This is a genomic window from Duganella sp. FT27W, from assembly GCF_009295655.1.
Taxonomy (GTDB): Bacteria; Pseudomonadota; Gammaproteobacteria; order Burkholderiales; family Burkholderiaceae_D; genus Rugamonas; species Rugamonas zoogloeoides.
In genome coordinates, this window is the sequence record NZ_WHIV01000003.1 from 773,963 (window position 1) to 786,400 (window position 12,438).

The following is a 12,438-nucleotide window of genomic DNA, read 5'->3' on the forward strand; positions in this document are numbered from 1 at the left end:
GCGCGCCGCCAGCGCGCTCGTTGAACCCACCATAGCGAGACCCGTATGAAAATCGAAAACCCGAATCCGATCCAGTGGCGCTTCGCCGAACGCGCGGACCAGCTGCAAGCGTCGTTCATTCGCGAGATCCTCAAGATCACGCAGCAGCCGGAAATCATTTCGTTTGCGGGCGGCCTGCCGTCGCCGCTGACCTTCCCGGTCGAAGAAATGCAGGTCGCCTACGACAAGGTGCTGCGCGAAAACGGCAAAGTGGCGCTGCAATACGGCCCGACCGACGGCTACCTGCCGCTGCGCCAGTGGATCGCCGATTCGCTGTCCACCGAAGGCGCGAAAATCATCCCGGAACAGGTGCTGATGACGTCCGGTTCGCAACAAGCGCTGGACCTGCTGGGCAAGGTACTGATCGACGAAGGCAGCCGCGTGCTGGTGGAAACGCCGTCGTACCTGGGCGCGCTGCAGGCGTTCTCGGTGTACCGTCCCGAGTTCAAATCGGTGGACACCGACGAAAACGGCCTGGTGCCGTCGTCGCTGGCGCCGGTCGCCGAAGGTGCGCGCCTGCTGTACGCGCTGCCTAACTTCCAGAATCCTACCGGCCGCACGCTGTCGGTGGAGCGCCGCGTGGAACTGGTCGAAACCTGCGCCCGCCTGGGCCTGCCGCTGATCGAAGATGATCCGTACGGCGCGCTCAGCTACAAGGGCGAGCCGCTGCCGAAGATGGTGGCGATGAACCCGGACGGCGTCATCTACATGGGCTCGTTCTCCAAGGTGCTGACCCCGGGCATCCGCCTCGGCTACGTGGTGGCGCCGCTGCCGCTGGTGCGCCGCCTGGAACTGGCCAAGCAGGCCGCCGACCTGCACACCTCGCAACTGACCCAGATGGTCGTGCACGAGGTGATCAAGGACGGTTTCCTGCAACAGCACATCCCGAAAATCCGCAGCCTGTACGGCAACCAGTGCCAGGTCATGCTCGACGCCATGACCCAGTACTTCCCGGCCGGCGTGGAGTGGACCAAACCCGAGGGCGGCATGTTCATCTGGGTGACCCTGCCCAAGCATATCAATGCCATCGCCCTGCTCGATGAAGCGATCGCGCAGAAAGTGGCATTCGTACCGGGTGCGCCGTTCTACGCCAACGATGCCGCCACCAACACCCTGCGCCTGTCGTTCGTGACGGTGGCGCCGGAGCGCATCCGCAGCGGCATCGAAATTCTCGGCAAGCTGATCGCCGCCAAGATCTGAACGCTTTAGCGGATTAGCCCCCTCCCGGGCGGCGCTCGCCGCCCGTATTTCCACGCAGAAATACAACACTTGCCGATTCCATATCGGTATCGGTTCAGGCCAAACAGTCGCCAAACCGACCAAAACATTAACCAATCGGCAGCGTTAATGAAGGCACCCGATGAAACCCGGGCGACTGGCGGCATCGCCACGTCTCCGGGAAGAATACCGGAAGCTAATTCCTACCTTTACGGCATTCAAAGTTGTATTATTTAAAGTAAACCCCACTATTACATCAAGGCAATACATTGTCTATCTGTGCACAATTCATCCCTGTCCACCCGACGGGTAAGGATGCGGCATGACTCCCAAGGACCTCGGTATGACGGGCCGGCGCGACGCCGCCGTGCTGATCGTCGATGACGCGCCCGAAAACCTCGCCGTACTGCGCAAGCTGATGGTCGAACAGGGTTACCAGACCTTTGTCGCCACCTCGGGCGAACGCGCGCTCAAGATCGCGCGCCGCGTCCATCCCGACCTGGTGCTGCTCGATGTGATGATGCCGGGCATGGATGGCTTTGAAACCTGCCGCCAGTTGAAGGCCAACGCTTCCACCGCGCGCATCCCGGTGATTTTCATGAGTGCGCGCACCGGCACCGAGGACGTGGTGGCCGGCTTCGATCTCGGCGCGGTCGATTACATCGCCAAGCCGCTGCGCATGGCCGAAGTGTGTGCGCGCGTGCGTACCCAGTTACAGATCCGCGTGACCGTGGAATCGCAGGAAGAACAGGCCGAGCGCCTGCGCACCATCGTCAACAACATGGCCGAGGGCTTGCTGATCATCGAAGCCGACGGCCGCATCCAGTTCACCAATCCGGCCTGCGACAAGTACCTGGGCTACCGAGAGAACGCGCTAGCCGGCAGCCATATCTCGGACCTGCTCAATCCCCTGGTGGCGCAGGAATACCTCGATTATTTCAGCCGCTACGCCGGCGCGCCCGGCGCCGCCCACCACCATGGCACGCGCGAGGTGATCATCCGTCACCGCAACGGCAGCTCGGTGTGCATGGACTTGACGCTCACGCCGATGTACCTGCGCCAGCCGCTGTTCATCGGCCTGCTGCACGACATCACCCACCACAAGCAATCGGAAGATGCGCTGCAACGCGCGGCCATGGTCGATCCGCTGACCAAGATCGCCAACCGCCGCCATTTCGACAGTTTTCTGGAAAAGGAATGGCAGCGCTCCATGCGCAGCGGCCTGCCATTGTCGCTGGTGGTGCTCGATGTCGATCACTTCAAGCTGTATAACGACACCTTGGGCCACCCGGCAGGCGACGCCTGTCTGCAGCAGGTAGCGCAGGCCATCGCTTCGCACGCGATGCGCACCACCGACCTGGCGGCGCGCTACGGCGGCGAGGAGTTCGTGCTGCTGTTTGCTGAAACCCCGGCCGACGCGGCGCGCACCCTGGCCGAAGCGATCCGCGCCCACATCGAAGCGCTGCAGATTCCGCATCCGCGTTCGACCACGTCGCCATGGCTGACGGTGAGCATCGGCGTGGCCACCATTCTGCCGCACCAGCTCGATAACACCGAGTCGCTGTTCGTCGCTGCCGACCGCGCCATGTACGTGGCCAAGGAAGGTGGCCGCAACCAGGTGCGGTGCACCAGCACCGGCAGCGCGGCGCTCGATGCGGTGAAAGCGCTGATGGTGCGTTGAAGGTTGGCCAATTAAGCCAAGGCCTCCTTGGCTGCTTCTTCGGGAGTGAGTCCATCGTAAAACTGGTCGGTGAACCACTCGATCTGTTCCTCGATATGTTCCTGCGCCTGGTCCTGGGTGGCGCCGCCGGCGACCAGGAATCCTTCGACCTCGATGCACCAGTGGATCAGCGCCAGGGTTTCCTCGTCCAGTTCTTCTTTTTTCTTTGCCATGATAAGCCTCTGCTACGTGTAGTGAATGCAAGGCGCCAGTGTAACAGGCGCCCCGCCGACTGCTCGCTCACTTTTCCGGATACAGCACCACCTGCACATAGTTTTGCAGGTCGAAGTAGCGCTGTGCCGCCTGTGCCACGTCGGCCGGCGTGACCGCCGCCAGGCGCTGCTCGAAGTTGAGGATTTCCTCGGGATCGGTGCTGTTGACAAAGGCGTTCTGCAGGGAGCCCATCCAGTAGCCGTTTTCGCGCAGCCCCTTGCGGTAGGCGCGCAGCATCGATGCCTTGACCTTGTCCAGGTCCGCCACCAGTGCGCCGTGCTGCTTGACGCGGTCGATCTCGGCAAACGTGGCGGCCAGCACCTTGTCCACGTTTTCGGGTGCGCACGGCAGATTGGCGTTGATCGCATAGCTGGCGTACGGCTGGCGGTTGAGCGAGCCGCTCAAGTCGGCGCTGTAGATCGCGCCCATTTTCTCGCGCAGCACTTCGATCAGCTTGATGTTGAGAACTTCGGTGAGCACCCGCATGCGCAGCGCCTCGTCGCGAGAATACGGCGCCTCGCCGGTAAATGACAGCGAGATCACGCTCTTTTGCTCGGAACCGGCGCGCACCTCTTTCTTGACCACGCCGCGCACCGGGCGGATGCCTTCGTCGCGGAAGGCGGTGTCAATCGGCCCGGTGGGCAGGCTGGCCAGGTAGGTGGCGATCAGCGGCTTGATCTGCTCGACGTCGAAGCTGCCGACGATGAAGAACGTGAAGTCGCGCGCACTGGCCATGCGGCTGGTGTACAGGTCGAACACGCGGTCGAGCGAGAGCTGGTCGAAGTCGGCCGGCCTGGCCAGGCGCCGCACGCGCGGGCTGTCGTTGTAAAGCGTGCGGCTGACGGTATCGTAGAACACCGACTCCGGCCGCACCAGGTTGTTCTGCGCCAGTTCGCGCTGGCGGTCGACAAAGGCGTTGTAGATGGTGACATCTTTGCGCGGGTGGGTCATTTGCAGGTACGTCAGTTGCAGCATCGATTCGATGTCGTCGCTGCCCGATTCGCCGCGCACCGCTTCATTGAGGGCGCTGACGCGGGCGCTGCTACTGACGCTCTTGCCGGCCAAGATTTTCACCAGGTCGTTGGGCGAATAATCGAGCACGCCCATCTGGTTGACGATGCTGCTGGCGTAGTGCGCGGCAAAGATGTCGCGGTCGTCGAACAGCGACCAGCCGCCATAGCGCACCCCGCCCATCAGCACTTCGTCGTTATTGAAGTCGGTGGGCCGCAGCACCACGCGCACGCCGTTGCTGAGCACCAGGTCGGTGGTGCCCAGCTTGTCGTTGGTGGTTTGCTTGACGATGGTGCCGGCCGTGGGCTTGGCCGGCATCAGCTGGCTGCCGTACGCCTTGTCTTCATTGGCCTTGACGCTGATCTTCTCGGCGGCGGTGGCCAGCGCCAGCAGCTCGGCGGGCTTGGGCGCGGGGGCGCCCGGCTTGTCGATGCCGGTGTAGATCACCAGCTTGCTCTGGTTGTCGGGGATCGCCGCGCGTATCGACGCGTTCACTTCATCGAGCGTGATGCCGGGGATCAGCTGCTGGGCGTACTGGTACTCGGCCACCACGCCGGGGATCGACTCGCCCTCGAGGAAGTTGCGGATGTATTCTGCCGCATAGCCGGCCGAATCGGACTTGTCGCGCTCCTGGTACATATTCTCGTAGGTGCGCAGCATGCCCTTCTTGGCGCGGTCCAGTTCCGACGCGGTAAAGCCGAACTGGCGCGCGCGCTCGTCCTCGGCCACCAACGCATTGATGGCGGGCGCCACGCCGCCCTTGCCCAGCACCGCACCGGCACCGAACGAACGGTAGCCGCGCACGATCTTGCTCATGCCGCTGCCACCCTGCAGGAACGGCGGGTTGGCCTGCTGCGTCAGTTCATACATGCGCTGGCTGAGGATGAAAGCGCCGATGGCCTCGATCAGCTTCTGGCGGTAGTCGCGCAGCGTGTTCTCGGCCGGCCAGGGCTGGATCGGGTAGCGGATGTAGATGGTATTGGTGCTCATCTCCTTGTCGGTAACGACGATGCCCTCGGATTCCTGCCGTTCGGGGATGGTGGCGTACACGCGTGGGCGTGGATTGGCCGGATTTTTCAGCTTGCCGAAATGGCGCTCGATCAGTTTTTGCGCCTGGTCCGGGTCGATATCGCCCACCGCCACCACCGCCATCAGGTCGGGGCGGTACCAGTCACGGTAAAAGCGCTTGAGGGCGTCGTACTTGAAGTTGCGGATGATCTGCTCTTTGCCGATCGGCAGGCGCTCGGCATAGCGCGAACCGTTGAGCACCTTGGGCAGCAGCACCTTGTTGACGCGGTCATCGACGCCTTTGCCGATGCGCAGCTCCTCGAGCACGATCCCGCGCTCGCTGTCGATGTCGGCGTCGTTCATCGACAGGCCGTGGGCCCAGTCTTCCAGAACCTGGAAGCCCTGCTCCACCACTTTCGGGTTGTCGGTGGGGATGGGCAGGATGTACACCGTCTCGTCGAAGGTGGTATAGGCATTGAGGTCGGCGCCGAACTTGACGCCGATCGACTGCAGGTACGATACCAGCTCGTTGCGTTTGAAATTGGTGGAGCCGTTGAAGGCCATGTGCTCGGTGAAGTGGGCGAGGCCCTGCTGGTCGTCGTCTTCGAGCATGGATCCGGCTTTGACCACCAGCCGCAATTCGAGCTTGTTTTCAGGGCGCGGGTTTTTATGGATGTAGTAAGTGAGGCCGTTGGCCAGCTTGCCGGTGTTGACCAGGGGGCTGACGGGCAGATTGCTGGTGAGGGAAAGCGGTGGCGGAACCGTGGATTCGGCCTGCGCAAGGAAAGAGCACGACAACAGCGCGGCGGCCAGGATGATTCTGATCTTCATTCGAGATGCATTTAAATTAAGAGAACAAGCTACCTTACACCGAATTGCCGAAATTGGGCTAGAATCGTCGCGCGCCTGCCATCCGGCAGGCGCCAACAACGTCTTCGGGGCGGGGTGCGATTCCCCACCGGCGGTAAGACCGGCAACGGTCAGAGCCCGCGAGCGCCCTGGCGGTTCATCGCCAGGGGTCAGCAGACCTGGTGCGACTCCAGGGCCGACGGTATAGTCCGGATGAAAGAAGATGTGCGGTAACGTAGCCTCGCCATGTCCATGTGTTTTGTATGGGCGTGGACGGCTGCGCGTATCTGCTTGCCCTGTCGCGTTTTTCGCTAACAGCGAGGAGCGTTTTCCATGTTCGACCCGCAATCCGTAGTACCCCTCACCACCTACACCCTGGTCTCCGACGACCTCGAAGGCCGTATCGCTGCGGCGCTGGACGCCATGCGCGCCGGCGTGCCGGTGATCCTGCTCGATGATTTCGACCGCGAGAACGAAGCGGACCTGATCGTCGCCGCCGAGAAAATCACCGTGCCTACCATGGCTACCCTGATCCGCGAATGCAGCGGCATCGTGTGCCTGTGCCTCTCCGCCGACAAGGTGCGCGAGCTGGGACTGCCGCCCATGGCGCTCGACAACGGCAGCCGTTACGGCACGCCGTTCACGGTTTCGATCGAGGCGCGCGACGGCGTCACCACCGGCGTCTCCGCCGCCGACCGCGTGACCACCATCCGCGCCGCCATCGCCGCAGACGCGAAGCCGCACGACCTGGTCCACCCGGGCCACGTGTTCCCGCTGCGCGCCACGCCTGGCGGCGTGCTGGCCCGCAAAGGCCACACCGAAGGCTCGGTGGACCTGTCCACCATGGCCGGCCTGCAACCGGCGGCGGTGCTGTGCGAACTGATGAACCCAGACGGCACCATGATGCGCGGCGCCGACATCGAAGCGTTTGCCGCGCTGCACGCGATGCCGATCCTGACGATTGCAGAAATGATCGCCTGGCGCCAGAAGCACGGGGTTTAAGCTAGTTTGCCTGTCCGGATAAACCGGTAGACCAGGTAGCACGCCGTCGCATACGCGGCGGCAATCAGCCCGAACGCCCACGGCAGCCGCACCGCCCAGCCGGGCGCCATGTGCAGCACCGCGCCGATGGCAGCCACGCCCACCAGCGCGCCGACCTGGCGGTTGGCGTTGAGCGCGGCGGCGGCGCTGTTGGCATATTCGCGGCCCGCCACCAGCATCACGGTGGCGGTCATGCCGGGAATCGCGATGCCGATGGCGAGATTCATCACCGTCGTTGCCGCCACCAGCAGCCAGTACGGCGTGTGCGGCGCCATGGTCGGCAGCATGAACAGCGCCGCCACCAGCCCCACCAGCAAGCCATACAGCATCGGCACCCGCGGACCGGTTCGCGCCGAAATCCGGCCCGACACCAGGTTACCGACCGCAAAAGCGGCCATCATCGGGATCAATCGCACGCCCGTCTCCAGCGCATCGGCGCCGCGCTCCTGCAAGAACAAGCTCAGTAAAAACAGCTGGCCAAAGACAGCAAAGTTGATCATGAAGCCCACGCCATTGGCGGCGGCAAAAGCCGGCGTGGCGAACAGCGCACGCGGAATCAGCGGATGCGCGCCGGTCCTCTCGCGCAGCACCAGCCACGCGCCCACGGCCAACGTGGCCAGCGCCGCCGCCAGCACCGGGCTGGAAGTCCAACCAAGCACCGGTCCTTCGATCAGCACGAAACTCAGGCCAGCGAGCATGGCGACGCCCAGCGCGTGGGTCCACAACGACAGCGCGCGCCGGTTGGCACGGGTAGCCGGCGCCACCAGGTGCGTGAGCGCGATGCCGGCCAGGCCGATCGGCACGTTCACCCAGAACACGCTGCGCCAGCCGAATTCGTGGACCAGCAAGCCCCCGACCAGCGGACCTGCCGCCGACGAACAGCCGACGATGGCCGACCAAGTGGCCAGCATGCGCGTGCGCGTGGCCGGGTCGTCATAGGCGTGGGTGAGCAGGCTGAGGGAGCTGGGCATGAACAGCGCCGCGCCCGCGCCCTGCAGCAGGCGCGCAGCCACCAGCGCCGCGCCGCTCGGCGCCAGCGCGCACAGCACCGAGCCGAGGATGAACACGGCCAGACCGCCCTGGTAGACGCTCTTGGGACCGAAACGGTCGGCCAGCGCGCCGCCGGCCATCAGGAGCGCGGCAAAGGTGAGCGTGTAACCGTCCACCACCCACACCAGGCCGGCCAGCGGCACGTCCAGGCTGGCGGCGATATCGGTGAGCGCGGTGTTGACGGCGGTGACGTCGATCATCGCCATCACAAAACCGATGGCCAAGGTGGTGAGCACCAGCAGCGGCGCAAATTCGCGGACCGGCGCGGCGGCCGGCAGAACGGGGCTAGTCATGAGAAATCCTTGTAGAGAGGCCCTCATCTTAGGCAGCTTGCGTGATGCGGTAAATACGCATAACATCGGCACCCCGATGCAAAAATGCATTACGTTTACGAGAGATGCCATGGACTGGGACAACGCCCGGATTTTTCTCGCCATCTATCGCGAAGGCACGCTGCGCGCCGCTGCCGGCCAGCTGGGTATCGACCAGGCTACCGTGGGGCGCCGCCTCAATGCGCTGGAAGACTCGCTGGGTGCGCGGCTGTTCCTGCGCACGCCATCCGGCTACCTGGCCACACCGGCCGGCGAACTGGCCGTCCACGCCGCCCAGGCGATGGAAGCGGCGGCGCTGCAATTCCAGCGCGAGATGCAGGGCATCGACAATCGCCTGTCCGGCGTGGTGCGGGTGACCACGTCCGACACCATGGCCGCGCACTTCGTGGTGGACGCCATGCGCCGCCTGCACCAGGCCCACCCGGAAATTCGCATCGTGCTCACCACCGGCACCGAAATCACCAGCCTCACGCGGCGCGAAGCCGACCTGGCGGTGCGCACACTGAAACCCACCAGCCCCGACCTGATCTCGCGCCACCTGGTCAGGCGCAGCATGGGCTTGTACGCGGCGCCGTCGTATCTCGCCATGCGCGGCATACCGCAACCGGGGCTGGGGCTGGCCGGTCACGACATCGTGGTGTACCAGTCCAGCGTGGCGCCGCGCCACCGCGACAAGATCTGCCGCGAGCCGGTCACCAACGCCCGCGTGGCCATCGAAGTCAATAGCGGCCTGATGCTGCTGGACGCCGCGCGCAAGGGCATGGGTGTGGCCGAACTGCCGTGCCACATGGCCGATGACGACCCGCTGCTCGTGCGCGTGTGGCCCGACCGCGTGGACCATTACGATGTGTGGCTGGTGATGCATAGCGACCTGAGTCGCAGCGCCCGCGTGCGCGCTGCTGCCGACGCCATCATCGACAGTTTTCCTCCGGCGTGAAGCCCGCGCATCCGGACACCCTGCCGCGCAGCGCCAATGCTAATATGGCAAAATGAGTGCCAAGATCAATGCTTCCCCATCACATCCCAATATCGTGCGCCGGCTGCACCGGGGCGCCGTGTCGTGGATACTGAGCTGGTGGCGGCTGCTCAACTTCTCGGTGCTGATGCTCACCGTGGGCGTGATGCCGGCCACCTATCGCAAGGACAACCGCCGCATCCTGGCCCACCACCTGGTGCGCGACACGGTGCCCAACCTGGTCTGGTTCGGTGTGCTGTCGGCGCTGGTAAGCCTGGTGCTGATCCGCATTGTCGTCGTCACTTCGCAAAGTTACGGCCTCACGCGTTACGCGCTCGACCTGGTGGTGCGGGTACTCACGCTCGAACTGATCCCCCTGACCGCCGCCGCCTTCGTGGCGTTGCGCACCACGCTGCCGACAGGCCTGGAATTTTCGCAAGGCCGCAAGGCAGGCGCCGTCGCTACATTGGCCGAACTGCGCAGCGCGTTTTTCCCGCGCGTGGCCGCCGGCATTTTTGCAGTCTGGATGCTGGCCGCCGTCTCGTGCGTGCTCACGCTGGTGCTGGCGTACCTGACGCTGTATGGCTTTACGCCGTATGCCCTGCCCGGCTATACGCGCGTAGTGGGCCAGGTATTCAATCCGGCCGTCGCCATGATCCTGGTGTTGAAAATCGTGTTTTTCAGTTTTGCGGTGGGCCTGATCCCGATGGCTTCGTCGTTCTATTACGGCGCCAGCTACCGGGCCAAGGTCACGCACGGCTTGTCCGACATGGTGCGGCTGTTTGCCGTGATCCTGCTGATCGAGGTGGCGTCGCTGATGGGTAATTACTACTAGGTGTAACGATGACAGAACAAATAACGCAGGAAACCGCGCACGAAACGCCGGTGCGCAATGCCGAATTCAAGGCCGCCGTGCTGCTGGTGCTGATGGTGCTGCTGGTGGCCGGCGCTGCCGTGTATTTGATGTACGCGCGCGGCGCCTTCGAATCGACCCAGCGCCTGGTGCTCGAGGCCGACGATTCCGAAGGCGTGGTGGTCGGCATGGATGTGACGTTTGCCGGTTTCCCCATCGGCCGCGTGCGCCGCATCGAGTTGAGCAAGGAAGGCAAGGCGCGCGTGCTGGTCGATGTACCTGAGGACGACGCGCACTGGCTGCGCACGTCGAGCATCTTCACGCTCGAACGGGGGCTGGTCGGCGGCGCCAAGCTGCGCGCCTTTACCGGCATTCCCACCGATCCGCCGCTGCCCGATGGCGCGGCACGCACCCTGCTCGTCGGCGACCCCGGTGCCGAAATTCCGCGCCTGCTGTCTTCAGCACGCGACCTGCTGCAAAACCTCAACGACCTCACGGCCGAAAATTCGGCGCTGGCCGCCGCCCTGACAAATGTCCAGGGCGTGACCGGCAAGCTCAATGGCCCGGCTGGCGCCATGGGCCTGATCGCTGGCGACGACAAGAGCGCACAGCAGCTGACCGAGCGCGCCAACCAGCTCTTGAGCACCGTGAACGCCCTGGCCACCAAGGCCGACAGCCTGGTGGGCAACGCCGACAAGCAGGTGTTCGGCCCGCAGGGCGTGGTGACCGACGCCCAGGCCACCATCGTCCAGCTCAACGGCCTGCTGGCCGACGCCCGCAACAGCTTGAAGAAAATGGACGCGGTGCTGGTAGAAGCGCAGGCCGTCGGCGCCAACGCCAAGGAAGCCACGGCAGACCTGGGCGCGCTGCGCAACGAGGTGGAAAGCAGCTTGCGCCGGGTGGAACAACTGGTCAACGACATCAACCGCAAATGGCCGTTCAAGCGCGACCCGGAGATCAAACTGCCATGACAATCAACCGCTCCCTGCTCGTGCTTGCAGCCGCCCTGTTGGCCGGCTGCGGCAACACGCCGCCCGCGCCAGACTGGCAACTGACCGCGCAAAGCTCGGTCGAACGCTTTACCAACGCTTACCTGACCGGCAACAGCCGGGTGGAAGACGCCGATTTCAGGCGCGCTCGCGACGCCCTGGCCAGCACCGGCCAGGCCAGCATGGTGCTGCGCGCCGAGCTGACCCGCTGCGCCACGCGCGTGGCCGCGCTGGTGTTCGAGGACTGCGCCGGCTTCGAGCAGCTGGCGCAGGACGCCAGCCCGGCCGATCGCGCCTACGCCGCCTATCTGGCCGGCCGCGCCACGTCTGCCGACGCCGCGCTGCTGCCCGAGCAGCACCGCGCCGCAGCGTCGGCAACCAGTGACACCGCAGCGGCTGCCGCAGTGCAGGCGATTGCCGATCCGTTGTCGAAACTGGTGGCGTCGGGTGTGCTGATGCGCGCCGGTAAAGCCACGCCGCAAACCCTGGCCGACGCGGTCGATGTCGCCTCCACCCAGGGCTGGCGCCGGCCGCTGATGGCGTGGCTCGGCGTACAGGCCATGCGCGCGCAGCAAGCGGGGGATACTGCGGAGGCGCAGCGCTTGCAGCGCCGGATCGACTTGGCAACCGGTAAAAAATCATGATCCCGACGATTTCCACCGTACCGCCGGACAGCGTGATTTATCAGCGCCTGCACGGCGCCAGCTTTTACGACTGCCACGCGATGGACATTCCCCCCACCGACAAATCCGCACTGGCGCTGTACCTTCAAGTGGTGGCCGACACGCCGGGCTGGGTCAACGCGCTGATGGCGCTGCGCAATCGCACGGTGCGGCTGGTGGGCCTGAAAAACCTCGGTCACCTGGGCGATGTCGATGCCCGCAAGCCGGCTGGCGACTACCGGGTTGGGGACCGGGTGGGTATCTTTTCCATCATCCACCTGGCCGACGAGGAAGTGATCCTGACCGATATTGACCACCACCTGAAGGTGGAGCTGTCGGTGCGCAAGCATCCGCACAAGGTGTCGATCAGCACCGTGGTGCATACCAGGAACCTGTTGGGGCGCTGCTACATGCTGGTCGTCAAGCCGCTGCACCGGCGCATCGTGCCGGCTACGCTGCGCCGGGCGAAGTTCTAGCGGTTCGCCTACCCGGCCCTCT

The 12,438-nt window shown here is 64.6% G+C and carries 11 protein-coding genes and 1 riboswitch; of the genes, 8 read left to right on the plus strand and 3 right to left on the minus strand.

Annotation, left to right across the window (positions count from 1 at the left end; translation table 11 throughout):
* Positions 1 to 45 precede the first annotated feature (45 nt).
* Positions 46 to 1,239 carry a PLP-dependent aminotransferase family protein gene (locus F8197_RS15275; protein ID WP_152882581.1) on the plus strand — a complete coding sequence of 398 codons (1,194 nt, stop codon included), beginning with the start codon at positions 46 to 48 and terminating at the stop codon, positions 1,237 to 1,239.
* Positions 1,240 to 1,579: 340 nt separating this feature from the next.
* Positions 1,580 to 2,938, plus strand: coding sequence for a diguanylate cyclase domain-containing protein (locus tag F8197_RS15280; RefSeq protein ID WP_152882583.1), 1,359 nt, complete (start codon positions 1,580 to 1,582; stop codon positions 2,936 to 2,938).
* Positions 2,939 to 2,949: 11 nt separating this feature from the next.
* On the opposite strand, the gene F8197_RS15285 is transcribed toward F8197_RS15280, so the two are convergent.
* The gene (locus tag F8197_RS15285; RefSeq protein ID WP_056143877.1) at positions 2,950 to 3,150 is read right to left on the minus strand and encodes a hypothetical protein; all 201 of its coding nucleotides are present in this window, start codon (positions 3,148 to 3,150) and stop codon (positions 2,950 to 2,952) included.
* A gap of 67 nt (positions 3,151 to 3,217) precedes the next feature.
* The gene (locus tag F8197_RS15290; protein WP_152882584.1) at positions 3,218 to 6,040 is read right to left on the minus strand and encodes a pitrilysin family protein; all 2,823 of its coding nucleotides are present in this window, start codon (positions 6,038 to 6,040) and stop codon (positions 3,218 to 3,220) included.
* A 96-nt stretch (positions 6,041 to 6,136) separates the two neighbouring features.
* Positions 6,137 to 6,287: riboswitch (FMN riboswitch) on the plus strand.
* 104 nt (positions 6,288 to 6,391) lie between these two features.
* Here F8197_RS15290 and ribB point away from each other — a divergent pair.
* Positions 6,392 to 7,060 (plus strand): 3,4-dihydroxy-2-butanone-4-phosphate synthase, encoded by a 669-nt coding sequence (ribB, locus tag F8197_RS15295; RefSeq protein WP_152882586.1) that lies wholly within the window; start codon positions 6,392 to 6,394, stop codon positions 7,058 to 7,060.
* Here the strand turns inward: ribB and F8197_RS15300 are convergent.
* On the minus strand, positions 7,057 to 8,442 hold the full coding sequence (locus F8197_RS15300) for an MFS transporter (protein ID WP_152882588.1): 1,386 nt from the start codon (positions 8,440 to 8,442) through the stop codon (positions 7,057 to 7,059). The genes ribB and F8197_RS15300 overlap by 4 nt on opposite strands.
* Before the next feature lie 109 nt (positions 8,443 to 8,551).
* Here F8197_RS15300 and F8197_RS15305 point away from each other — a divergent pair, with 109 nt between their 5' ends.
* Genes F8197_RS15305 through F8197_RS15325 form a run of 5 tightly spaced genes read left to right on the plus strand, consistent with a single transcriptional unit; the run spans position 8,552 to position 12,416 of the window.
* Entirely contained in the window at positions 8,552 to 9,418 is an 867-nt protein-coding gene (locus F8197_RS15305) for a LysR family transcriptional regulator (RefSeq protein ID WP_152882589.1), read from the plus strand.
* Between the two features lie 52 nt (positions 9,419 to 9,470).
* Positions 9,471 to 10,271 carry an ABC transporter permease gene (locus F8197_RS15310; RefSeq protein WP_193333444.1) on the plus strand — a complete coding sequence of 267 codons (801 nt, stop codon included), beginning with the start codon at positions 9,471 to 9,473 and terminating at the stop codon, positions 10,269 to 10,271.
* 8 nt (positions 10,272 to 10,279) lie between these two features.
* The gene (locus tag F8197_RS15315; protein ID WP_152882591.1) at positions 10,280 to 11,260 is read left to right on the plus strand and encodes an MlaD family protein; all 981 of its coding nucleotides are present in this window, start codon (positions 10,280 to 10,282) and stop codon (positions 11,258 to 11,260) included.
* Positions 11,257 to 11,922 (plus strand): hypothetical protein, encoded by a 666-nt coding sequence (locus F8197_RS15320; protein ID WP_152882592.1) that lies wholly within the window; start codon positions 11,257 to 11,259, stop codon positions 11,920 to 11,922. Before F8197_RS15315 ends, F8197_RS15320 begins: the two co-directional genes overlap by 4 nt.
* Positions 11,919 to 12,416 carry a DUF2867 domain-containing protein gene (locus F8197_RS15325; RefSeq protein WP_152882594.1) on the plus strand — a complete coding sequence of 166 codons (498 nt, stop codon included), beginning with the start codon at positions 11,919 to 11,921 and terminating at the stop codon, positions 12,414 to 12,416. The genes F8197_RS15320 and F8197_RS15325 overlap by 4 nt, the downstream gene beginning before the upstream one ends.
* The last annotated feature ends 22 nt before the right edge of the window (positions 12,417 to 12,438 follow it).